Annotated in this window: 15 protein-coding genes and 1 pseudogene; 10 read left to right on the forward strand and 6 right to left on the reverse strand. The window is 47.2% G+C overall.

The window, feature by feature from the left end; genetic code table 11:
• Positions 1 to 13: 13 nt before the first annotated feature.
• Positions 14 to 1,738: pseudogene (locus MIC7113_RS23115) on the reverse strand (GmrSD restriction endonuclease domain-containing protein); the annotation flags it as partial.
• An 81-nt stretch (positions 1,739 to 1,819) separates the two neighbouring features.
• Here MIC7113_RS23115 and MIC7113_RS23120 point away from each other — a divergent pair.
• The 6 genes from MIC7113_RS23120 (at position 1,820) to MIC7113_RS23145 (ending at position 11,118) form a co-directional block, all read left to right on the forward strand.
• Positions 1,820 to 2,053, forward strand: a complete 234-nt coding sequence (locus MIC7113_RS23120) for a hypothetical protein (protein ID WP_015184617.1) — start codon at positions 1,820 to 1,822, stop codon at positions 2,051 to 2,053.
• A gap of 569 nt (positions 2,054 to 2,622) precedes the next feature.
• The gene (locus MIC7113_RS23125; protein ID WP_015184618.1) at positions 2,623 to 4,701 is read left to right on the forward strand and encodes a type I restriction-modification system subunit M; all 2,079 of its coding nucleotides are present in this window, start codon (positions 2,623 to 2,625) and stop codon (positions 4,699 to 4,701) included.
• Positions 4,698 to 6,086 carry a restriction endonuclease subunit S gene (locus MIC7113_RS33750; RefSeq protein WP_015184619.1) on the forward strand — a complete coding sequence of 463 codons (1,389 nt, stop codon included), beginning with the start codon at positions 4,698 to 4,700 and terminating at the stop codon, positions 6,084 to 6,086. The genes MIC7113_RS23125 and MIC7113_RS33750 overlap by 4 nt, the downstream gene beginning before the upstream one ends.
• 2 nt (positions 6,087 to 6,088) lie before the next feature.
• Positions 6,089 to 7,354: an AAA family ATPase gene (locus MIC7113_RS23135; RefSeq protein ID WP_015184620.1), complete on the forward strand. Its 1,266-nt coding sequence runs from the start codon at positions 6,089 to 6,091 to the stop codon at positions 7,352 to 7,354.
• On the forward strand, positions 7,355 to 8,074 hold the full coding sequence (locus tag MIC7113_RS23140; protein ID WP_015184621.1) for a retron system putative HNH endonuclease: 720 nt from the start codon (positions 7,355 to 7,357) through the stop codon (positions 8,072 to 8,074). It begins immediately after the preceding gene.
• On the forward strand, positions 8,071 to 11,118 hold the full coding sequence (locus tag MIC7113_RS23145) for a type I restriction endonuclease subunit R (protein WP_015184622.1): 3,048 nt from the start codon (positions 8,071 to 8,073) through the stop codon (positions 11,116 to 11,118). Before MIC7113_RS23140 ends, MIC7113_RS23145 begins: the two co-directional genes overlap by 4 nt.
• Before the next feature lie 109 nt (positions 11,119 to 11,227).
• On the opposite strand, the gene MIC7113_RS23150 is transcribed toward MIC7113_RS23145, so the two are convergent.
• The 4 genes from MIC7113_RS23150 to MIC7113_RS23165 all read right to left on the reverse strand — a co-directional run bounded on the left by MIC7113_RS23150 (position 11,228) and on the right by MIC7113_RS23165 (position 14,920).
• Positions 11,228 to 11,647 (reverse strand): hypothetical protein, encoded by a 420-nt coding sequence (locus MIC7113_RS23150; RefSeq protein WP_015184623.1) that lies wholly within the window; start codon positions 11,645 to 11,647, stop codon positions 11,228 to 11,230.
• A gap of 266 nt (positions 11,648 to 11,913) precedes the next feature.
• Positions 11,914 to 12,420, reverse strand: a complete 507-nt coding sequence (locus MIC7113_RS23155; RefSeq protein ID WP_015184624.1) for a TniQ family protein — start codon at positions 12,418 to 12,420, stop codon at positions 11,914 to 11,916.
• Positions 12,417 to 13,253 carry a TniB family NTP-binding protein gene (locus MIC7113_RS23160; RefSeq protein WP_015184625.1) on the reverse strand — a complete coding sequence of 279 codons (837 nt, stop codon included), beginning with the start codon at positions 13,251 to 13,253 and terminating at the stop codon, positions 12,417 to 12,419. The genes MIC7113_RS23155 and MIC7113_RS23160 overlap by 4 nt, the downstream gene beginning before the upstream one ends.
• A 2-nt stretch (positions 13,254 to 13,255) precedes the next feature.
• The gene (locus MIC7113_RS23165; protein ID WP_015184626.1) at positions 13,256 to 14,920 is read right to left on the reverse strand and encodes a Mu transposase C-terminal domain-containing protein; all 1,665 of its coding nucleotides are present in this window, start codon (positions 14,918 to 14,920) and stop codon (positions 13,256 to 13,258) included.
• Positions 14,921 to 15,725: 805 nt separating this feature from the next.
• Between MIC7113_RS23165 and MIC7113_RS36800 the strand changes: the two genes are divergently transcribed.
• From MIC7113_RS36800 to MIC7113_RS23185, 4 genes are all read left to right on the forward strand, one after another.
• On the forward strand, positions 15,726 to 15,887 hold the full coding sequence (locus MIC7113_RS36800; protein ID WP_015184627.1) for a hypothetical protein: 162 nt from the start codon (positions 15,726 to 15,728) through the stop codon (positions 15,885 to 15,887).
• 477 nt (positions 15,888 to 16,364) lie between these two features.
• Positions 16,365 to 16,715 (forward strand): DUF4278 domain-containing protein, encoded by a 351-nt coding sequence (locus MIC7113_RS23170; protein WP_015184628.1) that lies wholly within the window; start codon positions 16,365 to 16,367, stop codon positions 16,713 to 16,715.
• A 132-nt stretch (positions 16,716 to 16,847) separates the two neighbouring features.
• Complete coding sequence (locus MIC7113_RS23175) at positions 16,848 to 18,488, forward strand: hypothetical protein (RefSeq protein ID WP_015184629.1); 1,641 nt, start codon at positions 16,848 to 16,850, stop codon at positions 18,486 to 18,488.
• A 739-nt stretch (positions 18,489 to 19,227) separates the two neighbouring features.
• A complete protein-coding gene (locus MIC7113_RS23185; protein ID WP_015184630.1) occupies positions 19,228 to 25,200 on the forward strand; it encodes a translocation/assembly module TamB domain-containing protein in 5,973 nt (1,990 codons plus the stop codon).
• An 11-nt stretch (positions 25,201 to 25,211) separates the two neighbouring features.
• On the opposite strand, the gene MIC7113_RS23190 is transcribed toward MIC7113_RS23185, so the two are convergent.
• Positions 25,212 to 25,823, reverse strand: coding sequence for a cold shock domain-containing protein (locus tag MIC7113_RS23190; protein ID WP_015184631.1), 612 nt, complete (start codon positions 25,821 to 25,823; stop codon positions 25,212 to 25,214).
• Positions 25,824 to 25,854: the final 31 nt, after the last annotated feature.

Raw genomic sequence — 25,854 nt, forward strand, 5'->3', positions numbered from 1 at the left:
ATACTGGCGATAGTTATTGATTAATCGATATCGATTGATGGAACCCATTCCCGTTCCCGTTTTTGTATTCCCTAGCCGAAGCCTCAAACGGTTCAACGTTCAAAGGCTTACCCATTGCGTTTCCGATCAAACTCATTAATGCCCTTGCCCGTGCAGCAAAAAATCCCTCAAAGTCATCTCGCCGCAGCATAGTTGGGTCAATAGCGTGCGATCGCAACATATCATTGAGTTTAGTAGGGAATATTCCTTCGCTCTCAAACTGTTTGAGGTAAAGCGAAGGGGGTTTGGAGCCGATTTTTTTGTTGGTACTGGCTGACAAGGGGGTGCGATTGACTAAGCAGTTGTAATATTTGGGTTCTATGCCTTGCTTTCTACACCAGGCAACAGGGAAGATGTGGTGCGATTCAACCCGTTGTTCAAAATAAAGTACATCGTTAATTTCTTCCCCCGTACTCCAATCAATTGCCCCTTGAAGCCGCAACAAAGCTGACAATCCTTGGTATACAGCACCGTAACGTTTTCTCACACCCAGCAGCCGATATACCGAAAAATCGGCAGAGGAAATAGTCGTTGGTGGTAAACCTCCTAACAGCCAGAAGGGAACTTCTAGTACGTCATGCGCTGCTCGCACTTCATGTCCACGGGTATACACTTCTCCAAACATCCCCGACCACAGCCAATGCCTTAATCGAGAACGAATCTGTTCGGATTCGGATTGCTTGCCCAGTAATGTTAAAATTGCCGTCAAAGCAACGAGCTGGATGGGGTAGGCTATGTCGATTGCGTCAAAGATTTTTTGAGAGTGCAGGAAGCGAGCCGCCTCTTCAAACCCTCTCATCACAGGGTCTGCCCATGTCTGGTATTCTTCGGGTGATACCTTTAAGGCTTCCATGCGCCGACAGCTAATCGCGGGTAACTTCTCACAATTCACATTTGCCAGGAGGGCTTTTTGGCGACGGGCATAAGAAGCTACCAAGCTAATGGCTTGAATAAAGTCAGTATTCCTCAAAGAACGTAAGACTTTCAGGGACTTAAGGCGAGTCTCTCGACGCTTCCAATCATCTCTCAGGCTGAAGTTATCCGCACAGTAGCTAGCCGTCATGAGGTCGAAAAAATTCAGGTCGCATCCAGAAGTGTTGGTATCCTCGAAAACCTGGCAAACTGCCTCTTTTGGTAAAGACTCCCGCAGTTGAATGACGGGCATCTGGTAATGTTCAAACTTTTTGAGGACTTCCAGCTCTAAGGTATCGAGGAGTTTGAGTTTTTCGCTATTGTATCCCCAAAATTTAGAGTATTTGCTTCTCCATTCCGAAAAAAAGAAGACTTTTGACAGGGGGAACAGTCCGATTAAATATTCTCGGCATGGCATAGAAATATCAATTACCCCATTAGATGTTTGGAGTTTTTTGGTTTCGGGTAGAGCAAGAATTGCTTCTCGGCGATCGCTATTTGGGTCGAGACATTTCTCAATATCCAGGTAGTACCATTTTTTGATGAGTTTTTGAGATTTTTGGTCTTTGATGACAACAGGTTGCCCGGACAGTAACACCATAAATAGGGTGGTCAGGCGCTGCTGACCGTCGAGAATGAGTAAGTTAGGTGGTTGGGGTTCTGGTAGGGCGACACTATCGACAAGGCGGGGTTTGAATTGAACTTGATGGTTGCCTTGTTGGAGCATCATGACAGCACCGATAGGGTATGCCAGAGAAACGCTAGCGAGGACGCGACGTATCTGGGAATCATCCCAAACAGACTACACCAATTCGTCTACAGGTTACATATGCCGCCTAAGCGAGTTGCAATTTATCAGTAAAGCGCTATGGGCAAGAAAGGCAAAAAAAGTCGCAAGGGTGTTGGAGAAATGTATGACGAAGCTAAGGTAGATACGCTCCTGACTTTGACACCAACGGCGAGGAGTAATTTAGACAAACAAGCCAAAGAGCTGGAAGTTAGCCGCAGTGAGGTAGTGGAACGCTTTGCCCGTGGTCTGCTCAATTCTCCAGGAGCAGTGGTACTTTCGGATGAGGAGAGGGCTGTCCTGGGAAAATCCTAAAGCAGGCGATCGCTCAAGCACAGGAGGAACTGGCTGGGCGGGGTCTGTTTGAGGGTCAAAAAGCTTCTGGAGAGGAAGCGATTAATCTACAACAGCAGATTGACCAGTGGCAGTTGCTATTGGAGAAATTTGATTGACTGTGGAGTGATTAGGTTGCTGGATGCGATCGAAGCATCCAAGGGGCAGCTTCAAAATCAGGCGATCGCGCTTCAGATGTAGAACTCCAAAAACTTGCCCAACGGCTGGTTAAACCGGATGGTGAAGCGTGGGAGGAGGGGGAACTGGTGGATATTCGACTGGCTGAGGATTTGAAGCGGAGACGGCAGTAGAAGCGATCGCAAAAGTCAAAACGATAACTGAAAAGGCAAGTTTCAGCGATAGCGAACCGTAGAGTGTTCAGAATATAAGATATAAATTTATAAAATGCTACATTAATAAGTTTGCTCTATTTTTCCGTAGAGTTCAGATTCTCTGATTGACGATAAGGTAAACTGATACCGAATTAGGTGTTTTTTGGAACATTTGTACTAAATAACATCGTCAAGACAAGCGACTCATCTCAGGTAATGATGGCTGACCACCACCAACTCTCTAACTTCATCTGGCAAATTGCCGACTTGCTGCGGGGACCTTACCGCCCTCCGCAGTACGAGCGTGTGATGTTACCTATGACGGTGCTGCGTCGCTTCGATTGTGTGCTTGCACCCACAAAGCAGCAGGTGTTGGCGGAGGCAGCCAAGTGGGAAGAAAAATTTAAAGGGAATGATGCCGCTCTTGACCCAATTCTGAATAAAGCGGTAGGTAAGGGTTTTCGTTTTCACAATCGCTCGCCCCTCGACTTTGAGAAACTCAAGGGCGACCCTGACAATATTGATAAGCATCTCATCAGCTACATCGAGAGCTTCTCGAAGAATGTTCGAGATATCTTCGAGAAATTTGAGTTTACCAATGAAGTGGAGCGAATGCGTGAGGCAAACATCCTCTACCTCGTTGTCTCTAAGTTCTGTGACGTTGATCTACACCCTGGTACTGACGATGCCCCCAAGGTAGACAACATCGCGATGGGATTGCTGTTCGAGGATTTGATTCGTCGGTTCAATGAAGCCGCCAACGAAACTGCTGGAGATCACTTTACGCCTCGCGAAGTAATTCGCCTGATGGTGGATATTTTGTTTGACCCCGACGATGACATCCTGACCAAACCGGGGATTGTGAGTAAACTGCTTGACCCTGCCTGCGGTACGGGTGGGATGCTGGCTGAAGCACAAAATTATCTGCGGCGCGAATATAACTCAGAGGCTCGATTGTACGTGTATGGACAAGACTTTAACCCTCGTGCTTATGCTATTGCTGCTTCAGACTTGCTGATGAAGGGTAATGAGAACAGTGCGATTCGCTTCGGTGACTCGCTCATCGATGATCAGTACCCGGATGATCGCTTCGACTACCTGCTGGCTAACCCGCCTTTTGGGGTGGACTGGAAGAAGCAACAGAAAGAGGTAAAACGCGAACACGAGAAACAGGGATTTGCTGGACGGTTTGGGGCTGGTTTGCCAAGGATTAATGATGGTGCGCTGCTGTTTTTGCAGCACATGATCAGCAAGTTTGAACTCTATCAACCCACGCAGAATAAATTCGGTTCACGATTGGCAATTGTGTTTAATGGCTCACCTTTATTTACAGGGGGGGCGGGTAGTGGAGAAAGTGAGATTCGCAGGTGGATTATTGAAAATGACTGGCTGGAAGCTATTATTGCCCTGCCGGAGCAGATGTTTTACAACACGGGCATTGGTACCTATCTTTGGATCGTCACTAACCGTAAGCAATCCCACCGCAAGGGTAAGATTCAACTGATCGATGCCCGTGCCCGTTGGCAACCGATGCGCCGTAGCCTTGGTGATAAACGCCGCTACATGGGTGAGGACGACATTGCAGCAGTGGTGTGTGAGTACGGCAAGTTTGTGGAAACAGAAACCAGCAAAATTTTCGATAATGAAGACTTTGGCTATAACCGTGTGCCGATTGAGCGCCCTTTGCGCTTGGTTTACCAGATGAACACAGATCGTAAGAGCCGTTTTCTGGATGCGGTGCCCCATTTGCTGGACGATGTGCAGGCAATTGACAGAGAGCTAGGACGAGAACCACGAGAAGACTGGAGTGAGTTTGATCGGCTAATGAAAAAGTTGCTCAAACAACGGGAGAGCAGGTGGAAAAATCCAGAACGCAAGCTCTTCCGTGATGTCTTTACCGAACGTGACCCAGAAGCTAAGCCAGTTATTCTCGATCAACGGGAGGCGAAGGGCGACCCCAATGCTCGTATTTGGGGTTGGTTTCCGGTACCCAATCGCAAATTGGAGCGGATGTATGAGCCAGATTCGCAACTCCGGGATTTTGAAAATGTGCGCTTGGTAGATACAGAAAACCCAGAGAAAAATGAGAAAGAAATTATTCACTACTTCTGTCATGAGGTAGAGCCACACTTATCGGATTCATGGGCAGATAAACAGAAAATTCGTAGTGCCTATGAAATTAACTTCAATCGGCATTTTTATAAGTACACGCCGCCCCGGTCGCTAGAGGACATTGATGCGGATATTAAGAAAATGGAGGCGGAAATTATCCGTTTGCTTCATGAAGTAACGTCATGAGCGATGAATCGCAAACGCTTACAAAAGTGTTCAATAGTTCCGCTACTGCCTACGATTCTGTTATTAATTGGGTAGAAACAATTCCATCCCATTGGTCAATTGAACTTCTTAAATTCCATCTTTTGGGAATTGAACAAGGCTGGTCACCACAAAGCGATAACTTTCCAGCCGATGAAAATGAGTGGGGTGTGCTTAAAGTCGGTGCGGTCAATGGATGGGAATTTAATCCAAATGAGAATAAACGTCTTCCCGCTGATTTGGAGCCGCTGACTGAGTATGAAATTAAACCTGGAGATTTACTCGTAAGTCGGGCTAACACTCCTGAACTAGTGGGCAGTGCCGCATTGGTTAAGCAAGTTCGCCCTAAGTTGTTGCTCTGCGACAAATTGTATCGCCTGAAAATAAACTGTAGGACACTCTGCCCAGAATACCTTGTATTTTATTTGCGTTCGCCAGTTGCACGTTACGAATTTGAGCGTGACGCAACAGGCGCTAGCAGTTCTATGCAAAATATTTCACAAGAATCAGTAAAAAATCTTTTCATTCCAGTTCCACCAGTTACTGAACAACGCAAGATTGCATCTTACGTCGATCGCCAAACCGCCAAAATCGACACCCTCATCACTGCCAAACAACGCCTCCTCGAACTCCTCACCGAGAAACGTCGCTCTCTCATCACCCACGCCGTCACCCGTGGGCTAAATCCTGATGCTCCCCTGCGCGATTCGGGAATTGAATGGTTGGGTGAGATTCCCGCACATTGGAATATTGAACGGCTTCGGTGGTTTATTAAAACTCTTGAACAAGGTTGGAGTCCTCAAGCAGAAGAACGAGAACCGGGACAAGAGGAATGGGGAGTTTTGAAATTGAACGCTGTTAAAGATGGGCAGTTCGATCCATCTAAAGCTAAAGCTCTTCCTGCATCTATAGAAATTCCAGTCTCCTTGGAAATTCGTTCGGGTGACTTTTTAATAACACGAGCTAATACACCTGAGCTAGTTGGAGATATCTGCTATGTTCATGAAACCAGATCTCAACTTATACTGAGTGACTTAATTTACCGTTTACGACTTGATGAATCAAAGCTTGATGGTAAATTTTTAAGTTACTTTCTGCAAGCTCCAAGTGGACGACTACAAATTGAGGCAGATGCTAGAGGTTCTAGTGCATCTATGGTTAAGATTTCTCAGGGACACATCCTAGACTGGTTATTGATTTTGCCTCCCTTGAGTGAACAACAGGCGATCGTTGCTTATATAGAGTCCGAAATCTCTAAACTCGCTAATCTAAAAGAAGCCACTGAGCATACTATGGAACTCTTGCAAGAGCGACGTGTTGCTCTCATCTCAGCCGCAGTCACTGGACAGATTCGTATCTCAGCCTAGACATGCAACTCAACCGCCTCACCCTCACCCAGTTCCGCGCTTTCGAGCAGGCAGACTTTGATTTTCATCCAGGGATGAATCTGATCGTTGGCATTAATGGTGTAGGCAAGTCTTCTGTACTGGATGCTCTTCGGATTATGTTGTCACAGGTACTACCAAAATTCACAGCATCCAAAAGTAAGCCTCTCGACTTCGAGACAACCGATATTACAGTTGGGCGTGGTGCCCTCACTGCCGAACTTGAATTCAACGCAGCAGAGATTGACTTCCAATACCTCGTACATAAACCACGCCAAGATTATGTAATCGACATTAGCCGAGAAGGAGAAGTTCGTGACCAAACCTATAATTTGGTTGAACGGCAAGATTTGACTCCGGATGAGAAGGAAATTCCAAAGAGTCTTAAAACTCGACGGGAACAACCTCTTGTAGTGTATTTCTCAACGCGCCGCTCTTTATATAGTATGGCTGCACCTTCTAAGCAATTTACAGCAGGTGGTCAGGCAGTTGCCTTTGCTGATGCTCTAAAGGGTGATCGTGAACTGCGTCCGCGTGAGTTCGCTGAGTGGTGGTTGGTACAGGAGGTGCTTATCCAAGAAGGTAAAACAGAGGCACAACGGTATTTTGATACATTTGAGAGCTTAGTGAGATATTTTCTTGAAAACTGCTCCAATTTACGTGCCGTCAGAGAACCACAAGTTACTCTAATGCTTAATAAAGCAGGGGTATCATTTGATGTGCGTCAGTTATCAGATGGAGAACGTGGCATTCTGGCATTGGTGCTTGACTTAGCAAGACGCCTTTCATGGGCTAATCCTAAGCTAGACGACCCTTTACAGAAGGGTAAGGCTATTGTACTCATTGATGAACTTGACCTGCACTTACATCCCCGTTGGCAACGCTCAATTGTAGAAAAATTGACTCGAACGTTTCAGAGTTGTCAATTCATTGCTACGACCCACTCACCACAGATCATTGGTGAGGTGTCACCTGAAAATATCCTAATTCTTGAAAATGGTGAGCTTCCATACCAACCAGAACAATCGCTTGGTATGGATAGTAATTGGGTGCTGAGCTATCTAATGGAGGCTTCTGAGCGTGATATAGAAACCAAACAAAAATTAAAACGTATCGCTGACCTGATTGAAGATGAGGAGTATGACAGGGCGACTGATGCAATCGATGATTTACGAGTAGAGGTTGGTGAATTCCCAGAATTAGTACGTTTGCAAACACGCATTGATAGGATACGTTTGCTAGGGGATTAGATGAAATACATCCGCAAAGGTTCTGGACCAAGAGAACTGCGTCAGTGGTTCAGGACTCTACCACTAAATGAAAATGGCAAGCCAATTAATTGCCGCTACGATGATGACATTTACCAAGATTTAAAAGAAAAAATTATCAAGGCTCTGCTAGAGGAACAAGGGTACTTGTGCTGCTATACGGGTATCCGTATCTCGGAAGAAAATACCCATATTGAACATTTGAAACCACAGAGTATTTCACAGCAGGATGAGAACGATCACGATGATGTGATGTACAGTAATATGCTAGCAGCCTATCCCAAAGGTGATTGCCAATTTGGCGCTCAAGCAAGGGGTGATTGGTACGAGCTTGACTTCTTTATTCATCCACTAGATGGTTCGTGTGAAACAAAATTCCACTTTGATATGGAAGGAGGTATTAAACCTGTTTCACAAACTGATCTTGCTGCAAAAAAAACCATTGCCCACCTAAAGCTTGCCCACCCTTTGCTAGTGGATCTGAGAAAGCAGGCAATTGACGAACTTTTATTTCCTGAAGATGAGGTCTTAAGCGAAGCCAAATTACGAAGAATTGTTGAAAACGGTTACAGCATCCGTGACAAGAAGGGACGATACCCTCATTTCTGTTTCATAATCGAGCAGGTTGCACGACAACTTTTGCACAAGGTCGAACAAGATCGTAAACGTAGGCAGGCTATTCACAAGCAAAAGCGCAAATGATATCTAATTCCTCTGCTTCTCGTCATAGTGAAGCCGCTTTCGAGAGTGTGATTGAGGAGCATCTATTAGCGCATGGCTATGTTAGAGTCAACAGCCAGTTTGATCGCACCCGTGCCATTTTTCCTGATGAAGCAATCAACTTCATCCGCACGACCCAACCAAAAGAGTGGGCAAAGCTAGAGGCACTCCACGGAGAGAATACCGCCACGCAAATTCTTACTGACCTGTGTAAGTGGATGGATGCCTATGGTTCCCTCCACACCCTACGCCACGGCTTCAAATGTTATGGGCGTACCCTGCGGATTGCCTACTTCAAAGCCGCGCACGGTCTAAATCCTGGCTTAGAAGCACGCTACGCTACTAACTGTGTCGGCATCACTCGCCAACTTCATTACAGCGATCGCGATCCTGCCAAATCCCTTGATGTTACCCTCAGTCTCAACGGCATCCCAATCGCCACCTTAGAACTGAAGAACCCGCTAACCGGACAGACATTTGAGAATGCCAAACAGCAGTATCGCAAAGACCGTGACCCTCGTGAACCTGTCTTTGAATTCAAGCGGCGAACTCTAGTCCATTTTGCAGTTGATACCGAAGAGGTATGGATGACAACCCGCTTGGCAAGTGATGCAACTCACTTTCTGCCGTTTAACCAGGGTTGTGAAGGTGGAGCAGGTAATCCATCAGATCCAAATGGGCGCACTTATCGCACTGCCTATCTTTGGGAGGAAGTTTTACAGCGAGATAGCTTACTCGATTTGCTTGCCCGCTTCCTACATCTGCAAATAGAAGAAAAGCACGACGACGACGGGCGAAAGTTCAAAAAGGAGAGCATGATCTTTCCCCGCTACCATCAGCTTCAGGCAGTACGGCGGCTAACTGACGCGGCAAGACGTGAAGGAGTGGGGCACAACTATCTCATTGAGCATTCCGCAGGCAGTGGCAAGAGTAATACCATCGGTTGGCTAACTCACCGTCTTGCCTCCCTGCATGATGACCAAGATCGTCGAGTTTTCGATAGCGTCATTGTCATTACCGATCGCCGCGTACTCGATCAACAATTGCAGGACACTATCTATCAATTCGAGCATCGCCAGGGAGTCGTGCAGAAAATCGACGAAGACTCACGGCAGCTAGCTCAAGCGCTCGAAAGTGCTGTTCCGATTATTATCACCACACTACAGAAATTCCCCTTTGTCTCTAGACAGTTACTCAAACTCACTGAAGAGCGCAACGAACAGGGACGCGGAGTACTACCCACCCGTCGCTGTGCTGTCATCATCGACGAAGCCCATAGCTCTCAATCCGGTGAAACGGCAACCGAGCTAAAAGGGATACTGGGTGGTGAAGATTTGCAGGAAGAAGCTCGAAAACGCGCTCAAGAAGAAGGGCTGGAAAACCAAGAAGAACTTTTTCGTAGCATGGCGAAGCGTGCTCGTCAGGCGAACCTGAGTTTCTTCGCATTCACGGCTACACCCAAGCATAAAACACTCAAAGTCTTCAGTGACAATGGCAAGCCGTTCCATCGCTACACCATGCGACAGGCAATCGAAGAAGGCTTCATCATGGACGTACTCCACAACTACACCACTTACAAATCCTATTACCAGTTGATCAAAGCCTGTAAAAACGATCCTAATGTAGAGCGCAAGAACGCTGCTCGTGCCTTGGCTCGCTTCATGCGCCTCCATCCTCACAATATTGCCCAGAAGACAGAAGTAATGGTTGAACACTTCAACACCTTCTCGCGGCACAAAATTGGTGGACGAGCTAAAGCAATGGTCGTGACTGGCTCTCGTCTTGAGGCAGTGCGTTATAAACAGAGCTTTGACAAATACATCAAAGAGAAGGGTTATCCCATCAAGACGTTGGTTGCCTTCTCAGGTGTAGTGACAGACGACAAAATCAAGGACAAGACCTACAGCGAAGAAGCAATGAACCAGGGCATTCGTGAGCGTGAACTGCCGGAGCGTTTTGCCACCAATGAGTATCAGGTTTTGCTCGTCGCTGAGAAATATCAAACTGGTTTCGATCAACCCCTGCTACATACCATGTATGTGGATAGACGACTAGCAGGCATCCAGGCAGTACAGACCCTTTCCCGTCTCAATCGCACTCATCCCCAGAAAGAAGACACGTTCGTCTTAGATTTCATCAATGATCGCGAAGAGATTCGAGAAGCGTTTCAGCAATTCTATGAAGGTGCCGAAATAGGAGAAGAAGCTAAACCTGAGCAGCTCTATCAACTCCAGGCGGAACTCGACGCCCAAGGGATTTATCTGCAAGAAGAGATTGAGTATTTTTGTCAAATCTACTTCAAACCGAAGCAACGCCAAAGTGTTTCTGACCATCAAGCGATGAACGCAGCACTCGATCCAGCCGTTGATCGATTCCGTTCTTTGTATGCAGACAACCCAGAAGAAGCTGAGGTATGGCGTAGGAAAGTAGCAGCCTTTCGCAATCTTTACTCCTTCCTCAGCCAGATCATTCCCTATCAAGATTCAGACTTAGAGCGGCTCTACATCTTTTTGCGCCACCTATCGCCTAAACTCCCTCGTCATAAGAACGAAGCCCAGTACGATTTTGATAGCGATATCCAGCTTGAGTATTACCGTCTTCAGAAGATTAGCGAAGGCTCGATTGTTCTGAGGAAAGGTTACAGCCAGCCTCTAGACGGACCCAAAGCAGTTGGTACTGGTGTTGTCCGTGAAAGCCCTGTCAAACTCTCGCAACTGATTGACACAATCAATAGTCGTTTTGGCACCGATTTTAATCAGGCAGATCAACTCTTTTTTGATCAAATAGTGGAGGCTGCTGCAAATTCCGAGGAGCTACAACAAGCGGCACAAGTCAACTCAGCCGACAAGTTCGCCTTGCTTTTCAATCAGATGCTGGAGTCTCTTTTTGTCGAGCGTGTAGATCAAAACGAAACGATTTTTGCACGATATATGAATGATCGCGATTTTCAGAAAGTGGTGTCCGACTGGCTAGTCTCCGAAGTGTATCAGCGTCTCATTGGCAACAAACCACCTACGATGAAGTAAGGTCAGTAGGTCGAGGCAGCAGCATCACCACCATCTTAGTCGGCACTAGGGCTTCCTATGCCTCAATCTGCTGCTATAGTTGCTGGATGTGATCGCCTTAGATATGTGATTATGGAGTTTCAAGGACAGCAGTTGTTATCTGCTTCACAGTCTTTGCCCAGCTCTTAGCTCTATAACCTCCCATCAGAAGCCAACGAATCCATTCAATCGAAGGATGTTCTGCGTTTCTCCACCCTGGCGCTCTTTGATCGAATTCGTTATTCTCAAAAAAATCCAATATTTCATCAATATCTTTGAGAGTTAATGGGCTTGCCTGAGCAAGAGCTTGAGGTAGCCTAAATTTTTCCCTACCTCCATACTTCTCGTATAGATAGATTCCTAACTGCGCCTCCTTCTTTACTGACACTGGAGGAATTAACCTAACTTCTTCCTCTTGGCTGCCGTTTGCTTCTTCCTGCTTACGACTGGCGAGTAACAGCATCAAGGAGAGGGCTGCAATGTGGATTTTAACACTACTAGATGCAAGCATTTTAGCTACCGGGATGAGGGTTCAAAGAACATAACGTAAGCGAAACTAAGCTCTACGGGACTTCTGTCGTTTCGCCATCCTAGCAAACGGCAGAAAACAATGGGGACACTCTCCTTCCACCCATAACGCAGGAATTGGGAATGGAGTCTCACAGTTAATGCATTTCCCTAACAAGCGCAACTGATGGCGATGCCGAAGGCGGTTCGCTATGCGACCATCGCATCCAGAGCGTTGTAGTTATTGATACTTACCTAAAAAGTGCAAAGTTAGTATGGCTTCTGATACTCCGCCATCTGAGCAAACGTCATAAAGCACCGATGGCAATGTCCATCCACCCACAAAGCCGGAATCTTGAACTTTGCCTTACAGTTTGGACATTCTGTGTGTAAGTGCAACTGATGGCGATCGCATACTAGCGCCGTCTTAAACTGCCACTCTATCCGATGACAAGGCACTTGAGCATAACAAGCCCCACATAACCGAATTGGCTGATGCTTCAACCCCACCCCCTGAGGTGGCAGCATCTTCCTCAACCGTTCCGCATCCACCTGCACCACCGCTGCTAATGCCTCCAATTCCTGTCGAGAAGGAAACGGATTGAGGTAAAATTTCTCCCACCGTGCCACCACCGCCCCAATCCCCGCCTCTCTACCCAACCCACTGGGAGACAGTTCATTTTCCCGTCGAAACCGCCCCAGAAAATGACTCAGACTTTCCCCCTCATAAGGTTCTACCAAAAACAACCAAGGTTGAATCTCCCGGCTTTCGCTCATTTGTACTCCTCTGCAACCTCTTTCAACATCGCTTGATCAATCTTGTTCAACTTCTTCTCCAACGCCCGAATTGCCGCCTCACGCAGAATCATATCCATCAAACCGATATAGCCCCCCGTTGCCTCCCCCAAAGTTTTCAGCATCGTCTTCTTTCCCAAATTTGATGCTACGGGCAACTTCAATACATCCCGCTCCCAAATCTCTACTGTTTGCTTAAACTCCGGCCCAGATAACTTACCAAAGCGGTGACAAGCCCGAAAGCGGTTGTAAACTTGCTCATCCCGCTTAATTACAGCATCCAAACGGTCAGTTCCCACCAACACTACCGAAATGCCTAAGTTGTCAAAAATGTCACGCACATCCGCAAACGTTTTCGGCTTCAAACGGTCAGCTTCATCGATAATCAACATCTCCACCTGACACCCCTTGAGAACCTGTAACGTCCGAGTGCGAATCTCTGCCACCGTCCCCTTGACCATCTTGTATTTCAGATGCTCGATAATTACCCCAAACAGTTCCCTAGCACCGCAATCCTGAGACGGTTGAACATAGACCACAGGCACAATTGGCGGCTTTCCTACTTCCTGCTTTGGCTTATGCCTTAACCTGTAAGCATCACAAGCCATCGTCTTTCCCGTCCGCGATTCCCCAACCACTCGACAGCATTGCCGCGATCGCCGCTTTCCCTCCAGCCAATCATGGAGCTTGCGAACTTGCTCCAACATCACAATATTGCTGCCCCTGAGACGTTGAATTTCAGCTTCTAATCCATCCTGTTGAGGCTGAATCGCACCTAAGTGTGTAGCAACATCTTGCGCTTCTGTTTTACTCATCCTTACCACCCGTAATCATCGCGTAACTCGTCATAGTTCAGAACCTCAACTCGCTCCACCTCAAGCGTTGCTGACACAGGTTCAACGTCCTCTGCTTCTAGCTCAATAGGTTGAGATTGCTTCGTTACCGAATACAAATCAGCCTGTTCGGCTTTCTGACGTTCCTTTTTGGTTTTCTTTTGAGCTACAAAAATGTCGCGATCGCGCACTTCCTCCAAAATGGTGCGGTTGCTAATTGTCTTGCCCTTCTCCCGAATCTTCTTACTAGCGTCTTTAGCCTCCTCTAGAGATAGTTGCTCAGTCTCCAAACCCTCAGCATGAGCCTTAGCCAAAAACACTTCTCGGTCATGCTCTCGTCGATATACCAAAATTGTTGTGATGTCTCTGGGGTCATAGCGCAACACCACCCGCTCTCCGGCATAACCCGCCAAGCATTCACCTTGATACATCAGATTCTCAAAACGGATGTACCCGTCTCGGTAAATTGAGCGGTTCGTTTGCTTCATCAAACAAATATCCAACTCGCGATCGTTCATCAAATTTGGTACAGCCAGTAACCCAGCCTCCCACCGTTGAAAGCGAGTCTGCTCACCCATGCGAGCATCAATTCTCTGGTTATAGTTATCTACGATGTAGCGCACGAGCAACTGCTCTAAATCCCGTAGTGTCAAACGAGCATCCTTTTGGGCATCCTCTGGACGCTTCTGCACATTTGACCCAACATACCCAGGCAGCATTGAAAATAACTCCGTGTTGAATGTGCCAAACGGACGCTCAACTACACCCCCTTCGGAAGGGCGATCGCGCAACATACAGGTAAACCCCAACTCAACCCCAATCTGCCTCAGATGATTGGAGCGAAAATCCTTGCCCCCATCGGTATAAAAGTATTCCGGCTTCCCATAAGTTCCCCAAGCACAATGGAGCTTGTATTCATTGCTGTACTGCTTCGGCAATATGGCGTGACGCAATGCTAAAGCCACCACATCAGAACTCGGTGCATCAAAGCCCAAACGTATCCCCATGATGCAGCGAGAGTAAGTATCGATTACCGTCGTCAACCAAGGACGACCAATAACGTCCCCATCCTTATCCACTAGCAACACATCGACCAGGGTATGGTCGCACTGCCAAAGGTGGTTGCTATACTCCACTGAGATATCTTCCCCAGTACGAGTTTTGACCGAGAGCATTGAACCCCGCCAGCCCGGAGAGCGCACGCTCTTTTTTTGCTCTTGAGCATCAATAATCGGTTGCAGGACTCGATACACCGTTCTGAAATTGGGATACTTATCTTCTCCTAACTCCGCAGCCCTGGCTTGAACTCTAAGAGCAACTTGCTTGCGTGTCATCCGCTTACTGCCCTTATTGCCCTCTCTGTAGGTCTTGATAATAAAGTCCTGCCACTCTTGAGAGATTCGATGTTGACCTTTGTCAGCCCTATCGCTGGGAGCTAGACCAGCTAAACCTTCCTGCTCCCACTGCTTTACCAACCGCTGTACTGTCCTGACTGACTTCCCCAGCTTCTTGGCAGCGTCCTTGAGTCTTTGCCCATAAGTGGTGCGATCGCATGGTTCAAGCAAACTCTCGATAATTTCCTGCTTGAGTTTTGCCTCATCCGAAAGCTCGGTCACAATTTCATGGGCATTGCTTTTGTCTTGCTCCATTTTTAATATATATGTTCAATAAAAACATATGTGTATAATACTAAAAATGACAGATAATTTGACAAACTTATAAAAAAGTTTGATTCAAAAATCCGACAAATAATTTGGCAAATATCTGAGATGAGACACTTAATTTGTCAATGAGGTGTTCAACAGATTTAGGCAGACTAAAAAGCCTATAATCTGTATCTAGAAACGATTACACGCTCTTGATGTATCGCGACAATTATTTTGACAAGACGACAAATAATTTGGCAATCGACAAGTGGAGTGAGTAGTCCAGCAGTAGTATTCCCAGAATCTCCGCGCTTATAGATCGGAGAGTTTCAAAAGAATTTAAAGGCTTCACCATCGCCTGTACTAGTGGCGATAGGCTACAGTAATTGTTACAGATTGTCATATAAGAGTTAAATTCGGCTTCAGTATGGGCGCAAGGAAGCGATCGCCAACCCATCTCCAAAAATGTAAGAAGAAGAAAATGAGATGTGCGATCGCTGCCAATTGTTCCTGTAAAACGTAAGTTTTATGAAAATCACATAATGCTTTGAGGAGAATAAAAAGCCTTGATGAATTCTCCCGAAATTACTTGCTGTCCCTGTAAGAAGTAGCATAATGAATTCAAGTTCATCCTACCGAACTACCGAGTGACTAGAGCATTCCTTCTTCTAATAGGATGAGTCTTCAAAAAACCTCATTCGCATCTGCCACAAAACCTACTTGCTCTACACAATGCGTTACGTATTGCAGTTACTTAACTCATCGAACGCTTTCCACCGTTTAACTATCAATTTTTGAGGCAGAACAAATGGAAATCATAGCTATTGTTGTTCTTGGTCTTTCTGCATTCGTAGGCTTTTCTACCTCCGATCGCAAGTCCAATATTAAAGTGGATCGCCGCAGTGAGGAAGATCCAGATTGGGCATTCACTGAAGCTTGCGACTCTGATGGCAATAGTGGTAAAGCATAAGGATTGCCCTAGAAGATTACGACTTATGCATTGCCTCGATATTTGGTGTGAAAGCTGGGCAACCTCGGCTGGAGTTCATAGGAGTAGATTGCCCCTAAAGATGGTGTATGTGCGTAAGTCCTGAGATAATTGATACCTCCGTTGCCGCTTGAAGTGTTGGAACAAAGGCGACTGCGCTGTACCACCAGCAAGCCCTAGATCGCCAGGTGAGGAGGAGTGGTTCAGGCTTATGACAGCGGCAATGGGAGTATCGTGTTCACCAATAGGAGTCAGGGACTCTTTAGGCTTCCCGCCGCTTAAAGTTAAGATGTAATAAATTTTATTTCAAAAAATAAATAAAATATCTTAACCCTACCTAAATTAGCGTACATTTAGACGCCAAGGATATTTAATCGTATGAGGTGATTATAAAGGCAGATAATTATTAGCCATCATTTCAATACAAGCTTCTGCTCCCAGTAATGGAGGGAATTAGGTATGTTATGGGTTTTCATCATTTCACTGGCAATTGTCCTAGTTTGTGCCTATATCTGTAGAAATTCTTCTGATGGAATCGCTGCTCTCGCCACCTCAATTTTACTGATCAGCTTATTCTTGAGTTTGCTGTGTGCACCTTGGCCAATCCAGTGTTTACTTCTCCTCTTAGTATTGCTGAGCAATAAACGATACTTTTTGCCTTCTGAATCCCTAGCCGAGGCTCAGGATGACAAAAAAATCCAACTCACTTATCGTGGGGTTAAGTACGAAGCAACGACTCCCCCAATGGAGACGAGTCAGGATAAAATAACCGGCAAATATCGGGGTCAAGTCTGGCGGGTTCGTACATAGACCAACCTCTCTTCATCGCTCCTCATGGGTATGAGTCTTCATCATCACGTTTTGTAATGTAAATTCTGGATTTTACTTGAGTGTCGGTGGATTATCCTGTAACGAATGCCGACTCTGGAGTAAAAAGACAACATGGCAAAACCCGTCACCTCTGACATGCTCGACCCTAAAACGCCGGAGGATGTCGTAATTCAAGCACAGGCGCGTGAACCTGTTACCGATCCAACCCTTGGCATTGCTGTTAATGTAAATAGGCAAGGAACTCCCCGACATCGTCTGGTTACCATTGGGGACTCTCTAACTCAGGGCTTTCAAAGTGGAGCAATTTTTAATACAAAACTCTCCTATCCCAGCATCATTAGCAGGGAAATGGGGTGGAATCAGTTCCGTTATCCAACCTATGATGGGCCAGGAAGCGGATTTCCGCTTAACTTAGAACACCTAGTTCGACAGATCGAAAATAAGTTAGGTGACACCATTGATTGGTGGGAATTTGCTTCCTTCTTATCGCTGGTACGGAATTACTTAGATGAAGTAGAAGATTATTGGGAACGTGGACCTGGCTCTATTCCACCCGATCCCAGCGGCAAGATTAACCACAACTTAGCCGTTTATGGATGGGATCTTAGGAATACCCTCTCACGCACTGCACAAACTTGTCAAAGAATTTTAGATGAGAATCCAGCTAAGGATGATTATCTGCGGCAGGTTGTCGAATATCACAACGAACGCGCGGCGATACGAGTGTTGAACACCGCACGAGATATACGAGGCAATGCCCTCACGCCTTTACAGGCAGCAGCAGCACTCTCCCAGGTGGGAACAACAGAAACCCTGGACGGAGATGGGATTGAAACGCTGATTATTCTCATCGGTTCTAATAATGCTCTAGGCAGTATTCTCACCTTCAATGTGCAGTGGACGGCGGAGGGTTATGACGAGATGGCGATTAATGACCGCTATACCGTTTGGCGTCCGATTCACTTTAAGGCAGAACTGGATAGGCTGGTAACGGAAGTCAAAAAAATCCGTGCCCGACATGTGATTTGGGGAACAGTGCCTCACGTCACGATCGCGCCTTTTGCTCGTGGTGTAAATAAAGATACTCAGGGTAACAAAGCCCAACCCGGGTCGCGATACTTCCCCTACTACACCTTGCCTTGGATTAGCGCCGAAGATTTTGACCCCAACAGGCACCCGAAGATCACAGGACCCGAAGCGAGGGCAATTGATTGCGCGATTGACCAGTACAACGACTACATTACAGAAGTGGTACGCCAAGGGCGAACTGAAGGCCGAGATTGGTATGTATTTGAAACGGCTGGCTTACTCGATCGCTTAGCCTCTCGACGCTATCTTGAAGACCCCGACGCCAGACCCGATTGGTGGGACAAAGTGGGAGGTCAGTATCAGTTGCCACCAGCATTGCAAGCGCTTTCCCCAGTCCCAGATTCTCGCTTTTATCGTTCAGGTCCTCAGGGTCGCACCAGTGGGGGGTTATTCTCACTCGATGGGATTCATCCAACGACCATTGGCTATGGGATTATGGCTCAGGAATTGATCAAAATTATGCAGTTGGCGGGGGTTAAGTTTTATGGGAGTGATGGAAAAACGGAACGTTCAGGCGAAGTTAAAGTGGATTTTAATCGCCTAATTGCGGAGGATAGTCTGATTTCTGATCCACCGCGATCGCTCTCCAATGCAGTGAGTTTAATCAATATGATTGACAAAAACTTCAATATCTTTAGTAGTATGCTCAAAGGTAGCTACTAAAGAATCAACCCTTCATATCCTCATTTTAGGTTTTTCATTAATATGCCAATAGGTTCCCTTCCTAGTTATTGAGAGGGAACCTTTATTTTTGGTCTAATTTGATTAGCTGGTACAGGAAAAGAATAGACCTCTTGCAAAAATGTTTAGACCCCTCCCCAACCCTCCCCTTATAAAGGGGAGGGAGCCTGATTTTCTTGTTTCCTCCCAAAACATCGGGGGAATTAAGGGAAGTTTATCGGACTTATGCAAGAGGTCTAATAAAAGCCCTAAAAGCCCATTCCTCCTCCATCTAAAGTATGGGTGGGGTCTAGACCATAACAGCCAAATGACAGCACCTGCCAGGAGCAAAAGCAATAGCAGTAACATGACTGTGGAAGAAGGCTTTGGGTCAATCAGAGGAATGGATCGGGTCAGATAGGGAACCCCCCTTACCCGAAATAACGTCTTTAAAACTGTACAGAGGTTAAACCAAGAAAGTTATTTTCTTGGAACACAGCTTACTTCAACACTCATGACGAGATATTCGGCGTTGAGAGTTTGGGGACTCATCAATTGAGTCCCTTTGCTGAAGCGATGAACATTCGGTGTGGAGTCTATTGGCGTATTCTGGATTAATATTTGCACACCCAGCTTAGATTGGACTGATTTTATCAGCAATTGATAGTACTCCTACCATTAGGATGGATTACGCCAGCAGCCGCCATGCTATTTGTAATCTGAGGCGCGAGACAAGACAAACATGACCAACGCCCCTAATCCAGGCAACGAACCGGAACCCACTTCTGGAAACCAACCCGAACAGTCCTCTGCCTCTCCCGTGAGGCGACGGCAGTGGCATCGCTTAGCAATCATTCTCAGCCTAATTTTGCTGTCTGGGATTGGCGGAGGTCTAACCTGGGTGTGGTTTTTTGTCTACCGACAATTAGCGCCACAGGTCGAGACAACGGTTACCAAACTTCTCAATCGTCCAGTCAAGCTGGGGCGTGTCGAAAGCTTTTCTCCCACAGGTTTACGGTTTGGTGCCTCTAGTTTACCTGCAACCGCCACAGACCCTGATCGCGCTTCTGCTGAAGCCGTCGAGGTGTCCTTTAACTTACTGCCACTGCTGACCGATCGCACCCTACCCCTTGATGTCACCCTAGTTAAGCCCAAAGCCTACATCGAACAGGCTAAAGACGGCAAGTGGGTTGACCTCGACATTCAGACGTTACCGAAAGGTCAGCTCGATATCAAGCTCAACGTCTTGCGGATAAGGGATGCCGATGTTGTGCTGGTACCGAGGGGAGCATCGGGGAACTCGAAGAAACCCATTCCCCTGTCTCTATCCTCCGGGAAAGCTCTTTTCCTCAATAACAATAAGCTGATTCAGTTTGATACTGGAGGTGAGTTGGCGGCTGGGGGAAATCTCAGGATTAACGGCAATACCATTCCCGCCACCGGAGAAATTAATGCCGCCATTTTAGGCAATGACCTCAGTGCGCCAGAGGTTGGTCGCTTAATCCAGTTGCCGCTGATTTTACAAGCCGGAGCCATTGATGGCAATCTGGAAGTGAAATCCATCCCTAAAGAACCGTTGACGTTTTTGGGCACCGCTGCCCTAAAAAACGTTACAGCCCAACTCGATCCTCTACCCAAGTCCTTTGCCAACACCACTGGTCAATTGCGTTTTAAAGGCACACAAATTCGGTTAGAGAAGGTCAACACACTATTTGGTCAAATACCCGCCCAAGCGAATGGGACAATAGATACCCAAAAGGGCTTTAACTTATCGGCACAAACTCAACCCGTTCAATTGCCGCAGGTTTTACAAACCTTTGATATCAAAACCTTGCCTGTAGACGCTTCAGCCCAGGTCAAAGCTGACCTTCAGGTGACTGGAACTCCCAATAAACCTGTGGTTTCGGGTAAATTTACCACCACGAATGTAGCTCAAATTGATAAAGTCAAATTTCGGGTAATCGCCTCCGACTTTAGTGTTGTCGGTTCCACCTTATCCGTGAGCAACCTCCGCGCCTTGCCCCGTTTAGGCGGTTTGATCACAGGGAATGGTCAAGTAGAACTCGGTGAAAAGGGCGGCGGTGTCACCTTCAACTTCCAGGGGAGTAACCTGCCTGGAGATGCGATCGCCTTAACTTACGATTTTAAACCCCCAGTTCCCCTCGGTCTCATTTCCGGTCGCACACAAATTGTCGGTTCCTTCAAAGACGCAGACAATCTTCGCGCTACGGGTTCAGCCAATCTCAAAATCGCCGAAGGTTTCGTAGCTGTCAGGGATATCCAAGTCACCAAAAAGCGCTTCACGGCACAAGTCCAAGCCTCAGATTTACAGGTAGGGCGCTTGGCAGAAGTCCCTCCCCAGTTTCGTGTCCCGGTTTCAGCCAACTTGCGGATTTCTGGTCCTTTGACAAACATCAACGCGGCTACGATTCAGGGAAGTGGTACCGGGAGTTTGAATCTCGCTGGTGGGAAAGTTCGAGCAACAAATATCCAACTGGCGAATGGTCGCTTTACAGCCCAAGTGCAAGCCTCTGGATTACAAACCGGGCGTCTAGCAGAGGTTCCTCCTCAATTTCGCGCTCCCGTTTCCGGTAACTTTACCCTTTCTGGCCCACTCACGGAGTTTAGTACAGCGAAAGTTCAGGGCAGTGGTTCTGCCAGTTTGAATCTAGCCGGAGGGACGGTGAGGGCAACGAATGTCCAACTGGCGGATGGTAACTTCACGGCACAAGTTCAAGCCTCTGGGGTTGAGGTACAGCGTTTGGCAAACGTTCCCCCTCAAATCCGGGGGCCTGTTTCCGGTACCTTTAATGTGTCAGGCCCTTTAACCGAATTGAGCATGGCTACAATTCAGGGCAGTGGTACTGGCAGGTTGAACGTCGCCGGAGGAACCATTCGCGCCACTAACGTGCAACTGGCAAAGGGTAACTTTACCGCCCAAGTTCAAGCTTCTGGGGTACCCGTAGAGCGTTTGGCAAACGTTCCGCCCCAAGTGCGGGGGCCTGTTTCCGGTACCTTTAATGTTGCAGGTGATTTAGCTTCCTTGAGTCCTTCCACCCTTCAAGCGAGTGGTTCGGGGAGTTTAAATGTCGCTGGCGGCACCGTCAGGGCAAGCAATATCCAACTCGCCAATGGGAATTTTACCGCCCAAGTTCAAGCCTCTGGAGTACCCGTAGAGCGTCTAGGTAACGTTCCGCCCCAAGTGCGGGGGCCTCTTTCAGGTACCTTTAATCTGGCCGGTAGTGTAGCGAACTTGAGTCCTGCGACCCTTCAAGCCAGCGGTTCGGGGACTTTAAATGTCGCTGGCGGCACAGTTCGAGCAAGCAACATCCAACTTGCCAATGGTAACTTTACCGCCCAAGTCCAAGCCTCTGGGGTACAGGTAGAACGTCTGGCGCAGGTACCCCCCCAGTTTCGCGGTGCTCTCACGGGAGACTTTAATCTAGCGGGTTCCCTGAATAACTTGAGTCCCTCCACGATTCAGGGAAGCGGTTCTGGACGATTGAATATTGCTGAAGGCACCATCAATGCTTCTAATGTGCAACTTCGCGATGGTCGTTTTCAGGCGAATGTTGAGGCCGCCGGTGTCCCCTTAGCCAGTTTTTCCCCGGATTTACGAGGACGATTGAATGGTCAATTGGATGTTTCTGGTTCTTTAGCCGCCCTTTCTCCTAATGCCATTCAGGCTCGTGGGCAAGTGAATTTTAGTGAAGGAATTGCTTTAATTGATCGTTCGCTCACGGCTGTGATTGATTGGAACGGTCAACAGCAACAGTTGCAAATTCAACAGGCGACCGCAGAAGGATTTCAGGCCAATGGTGTGGTGAATGTCAACCTCGCCAATCAGGGTTTACAAGCCATTCGGGGGTTCGATCTGAATGTTCAAGCCAACAACTTGAACTTAAAACAACTATCAGCCAATTTTCCCACTGCGATTAATGTAGCGGGACAAGCGGATTTCAATGGTCGCATTGCAGGCAGCGTCACGGCTCCCAATGTGAATGGAACAATCGCACTGCGGGATTTTGCGGTTGAGGGTCTGGCGTTTGAATCTCCCCTTGCTGGGAGTGTCAATACAGCAGCCGGACAAGGGTTGAGCCTGAATCTGGCGGGTGCGAATGACCGAATTGCAGTAGCACTTGGATCTGATTACCAACCCGTCTCCTTTGATATTAAGCGGGGTGAGACGATCGCTCAAGGCCAGCGACAAGGAGATGTGTTACAAGTCACGACCCAGAATTTCCCGATCGCCCTACTCAAAGAGTTTACGCCTGTACCCCCTGCGATCGCGACCCAACCGCTGGAAGGAGATATCTCCGGCAGCTTGGATGTTAACCTCAAGACGTTTGAGGTTTCTCTCAATAATATTGCGATCACAGGGCCGATCTTTAACGTCCGCCGCAACGACTCCTCCCCATCCATTGATAATGAATACTTGCTTTCGGGTAAAATTTCCCGGACAGCGGCTGGCCCTGAATTCCAAAACGTTAAACTGACAGTCAAACAGGGAGAACTCCCGGTGGTTGTCGCTGCCTTGCAAGCGTTTCAACTGATCAATGCTACCCCAGCAAATCTCAGCTTCAATCCCCAGGGCGGGACTCTGGTTACACCCATCCTCTTGGAGGATGTACCCCTACAAACTCAGCTACGGCGTCTTTCAGAAATCAAGGCACTGGAGCAACAGCAGCGTGAGCAACGGGAAACCTCATCTGTCTTACCCGACCTTGCCAAACTTGAAGGTCAGTTCACGGGTACTGTAACAGTAGATGGCTCTTTGGCTTCGGGTATCACCACTTCCATTAATATTGAAGGTCAAGATTGGAAATGGGATAACTACAACCTTGAGCAGGTGAGTGTGTTGGGTGAAGGGAGATTTGAAAATGGAGTTCTTTCTCTGTTACCCCTACGCATTCAATCCGGAAACAGTCTCATCTCCTATTCTGGAACTATCGGCGGAGAGGCGCAATCGGGTCAGCTTCAATTACAGAATATTCCCATTGACCAACTCCAAACCGTTCTCGCCAAAGTTCCCAACGTACCGCCTAATTTGGTTGGCTTTACTGGTTTATTGAACGCTACCGCGACACTCTCCGGCAGCATTCAAAATCCCCAGGCTAGAGGAGTCATTACCCTTGCCGATGCCACGCTTAACCAGACGAATGTGCAGAAAGCGCTGGCTACTTTTAGTTACAACGACGCCCGTCTCAACTTTAATAGCGAACTCCTGCTTGCCGAGTCGGAAAATCCTCTTACCATCGGCGGTAGTATTCCCTTTAAGCTACCGGTTGCCACTGTCGCACCAGCCAGTGACACACTCAACCTCAACATCAATGTGCAAAATGATGGAATTGCCCTGTTAAATCTGTTTACAGGGGGGCAAGTGAGCTGGGTGGATGGCACCGGCGCGGTACAGGTTGCGGTTTCTGGAATCTTGAATCAGCAGACCAATCGACCGGAACAACTGGTTGCCCAGGGAAATGCAAATATCGAGAATGCCACCATTCAAGCGTCCGCTCTACCCGATCCCTTAACCAATGTCAATGGTAAAGTGAAATTCAACTTTAACAATATTGAAATTCTTGAAACGCTGACAGGTCAGTACAGTGGGGGTACGGTAACGGCAGTGGGTTCTCTCCCAATTGCTCAGAGAGGTGATCAAGACGAGCGCATTGCGGTTGATATTGGTGAACTGGGATTAAACCTGAAAGGACTTTATCGGGGTCGGGTTCAAGGAAACGTGGCGATTGCTGGCACGGTACTAAATCCTAAAATTGGGGGTGAAGTCACTCTCTTTAATGGAGATGTATACCTGGCGGAACAAACGGCAGCTACGGGTGGTGGCGGTGGCGGTGGTATTGGGGAGGATGCAACCTCATCAAATGGCATTGAGTTCGATAACTTAAAGCTAAAGCTGGATAGAAATATCCAAATCACGAAAGCGCCTATCTTGAATTTCCTCGCCGATGGCACACTCACTTTGAATGGCTCTTTAGGTAACATTGAACCGCAGGGAACCATTGATATTAAGCGCGGTCAAGTTAATCTCTTTACCACCCAGTTCCGCTTGGCACGGGGTTATGAAAATACAGCCGTGTTTACGCGCAAGCAAGGACTAGACCCCATCCTCAATGTGCGCCTCGTGGCATCAGTATCAGAAGGCACACAGAGGCGACTGGCAAATGACCCCCTATCCGCTGAGATTAACGATGCTCCATCACTGACGGGTGTGGGTAGCCTACAAACTGTTCGTATTCAGGCTAAGGTTGAAGGTCCTGCCAGCCAACTCACGGACAACCTAGAACTAACCAGTTCCCCATCCCGCACTAAATCAGAAATTGTAGCGCTCTTGGGCGGTAGTTTTGTTGATACATTAGGTCGCGGAGATACGACGCTGGGTTTGGTCAACCTTGCAGGGTCGGCATTGCTGGGTAATGTACAAAATATTATCGGTGATGCCTTGGGCTTGAGTGAGTTTCGTCTATCTCCCACAATTATTACCAATGAAAAACGGCGAACCTCGGCTTTAGGATTGAGTGCGGAAGCTGGGGTTGATATTGGTCGTAATTTCTCGGTGTCTGTGTCGAAAGAGTTGACGACAGATCAAGCGGCTCAGTTTGGTCTGCGTTATCGACTTAATGAGAAGACGCTTCTGCGCGGTTCCACTGATTTTTCGGGCGATAGTCGGGCGGTGGTTGAGTATGAAACTCGATTTTAGGGTGGCTGAGGCTACCTGGGTGCTTTATTCCAACCACTGGCGATCGCTTCTGATTCAGTACAAAACCATCTCTCGCCCTTTGCAGTATCAATGTTAGTAGATTCATAATCTTCCATCCCTGGAAGATGATACAACTTGTTTCCAGTATTAATAGAAATGTTGCCTTTGATATTGCACCCAGGTTTCGCAACAGATGTAATTGGAGATGGAAAATCGCTAGAACTAAATTTTATTGCAACAATTGCAATAATAGTTATAACTCCAAACTTCATGAGGGATTCAACTAGCCTACGATTCTTTTTATTATGCCTCTTAGGCAATGGATTTGTAGAAGAATTAGTCCGAGATTCTTTTGGAACTTGGCTTTGAGATTGATTTCTGGGCAGGTTTAAGGGGCGTAATGCAACACCTTGAATTGATGCATTAGAGGCTCGTACTTTGCCATCTGACTCAGTAGCTAGCTCGTACAAAATTGTATCTCCGACTTGGGGACGGCGACTTGTCCCTTTTAAGGCACTGATATGCAGAAAAACCTCTTTACTACCATCATCCGGTTTGATGAAGCCAAAACCTCGCTCATCTTTCCAGGTTTTTAATCGACCTTGATATAGAACAGGATTCATCTAATAATTTTGTTGCCTTCCTTATAGACAT

The sequence above is a fragment of the Allocoleopsis franciscana PCC 7113 genome, from assembly GCF_000317515.1.
Taxonomy (GTDB): domain Bacteria; phylum Cyanobacteriota; class Cyanobacteriia; order Cyanobacteriales; family Coleofasciculaceae; genus Allocoleopsis; species Allocoleopsis franciscana.

What these genes read in the sequence shown, in the direction of transcription:
- MIC7113_RS23125 (WP_015184618.1), top strand. Translation starts at nt 2,623, where the DNA reads ATGGCTGACCACCACCAACTCTCTAACTTCATCTGGCAAATTGCCGAC.
- MIC7113_RS36800 (WP_015184627.1), top strand. Translation starts at nt 15,726, where the DNA reads ATGGAAATCATAGCTATTGTTGTTCTTGGTCTTTCTGCATTCGTAGGC.
- MIC7113_RS23170 (WP_015184628.1), top strand. Translation starts at nt 16,365, where the DNA reads ATGTTATGGGTTTTCATCATTTCACTGGCAATTGTCCTAGTTTGTGCC.
- MIC7113_RS23165 (WP_015184626.1), bottom strand. Translation starts at nt 14,920, where the DNA reads ATGGAGCAAGACAAAAGCAATGCCCATGAAATTGTGACCGAGCTTTCG.
- MIC7113_RS23120 (WP_015184617.1), top strand. Translation starts at nt 1,820, where the DNA reads ATGGGCAAGAAAGGCAAAAAAAGTCGCAAGGGTGTTGGAGAAATGTAT.
- MIC7113_RS23185 (WP_015184630.1), top strand. Translation starts at nt 19,228, where the DNA reads ATGACCAACGCCCCTAATCCAGGCAACGAACCGGAACCCACTTCTGGA.
- MIC7113_RS23135 (WP_015184620.1), top strand. Translation starts at nt 6,089, where the DNA reads ATGCAACTCAACCGCCTCACCCTCACCCAGTTCCGCGCTTTCGAGCAG.
- MIC7113_RS33750 (WP_015184619.1), top strand. Translation starts at nt 4,698, where the DNA reads ATGAGCGATGAATCGCAAACGCTTACAAAAGTGTTCAATAGTTCCGCT.
- MIC7113_RS23140 (WP_015184621.1), top strand. Translation starts at nt 7,355, where the DNA reads ATGAAATACATCCGCAAAGGTTCTGGACCAAGAGAACTGCGTCAGTGG.
- MIC7113_RS23155 (WP_015184624.1), bottom strand. Translation starts at nt 12,420, where the DNA reads ATGAGCGAAAGCCGGGAGATTCAACCTTGGTTGTTTTTGGTAGAACCT.
- MIC7113_RS23145 (WP_015184622.1), top strand. Translation starts at nt 8,071, where the DNA reads ATGATATCTAATTCCTCTGCTTCTCGTCATAGTGAAGCCGCTTTCGAG.
- MIC7113_RS23190 (WP_015184631.1), bottom strand. Translation starts at nt 25,823, where the DNA reads ATGAATCCTGTTCTATATCAAGGTCGATTAAAAACCTGGAAAGATGAG.
- MIC7113_RS23175 (WP_015184629.1), top strand. Translation starts at nt 16,848, where the DNA reads ATGGCAAAACCCGTCACCTCTGACATGCTCGACCCTAAAACGCCGGAG.
- MIC7113_RS23160 (WP_015184625.1), bottom strand. Translation starts at nt 13,253, where the DNA reads ATGAGTAAAACAGAAGCGCAAGATGTTGCTACACACTTAGGTGCGATT.
- MIC7113_RS23150 (WP_015184623.1), bottom strand. Translation starts at nt 11,647, where the DNA reads ATGCTTGCATCTAGTAGTGTTAAAATCCACATTGCAGCCCTCTCCTTG.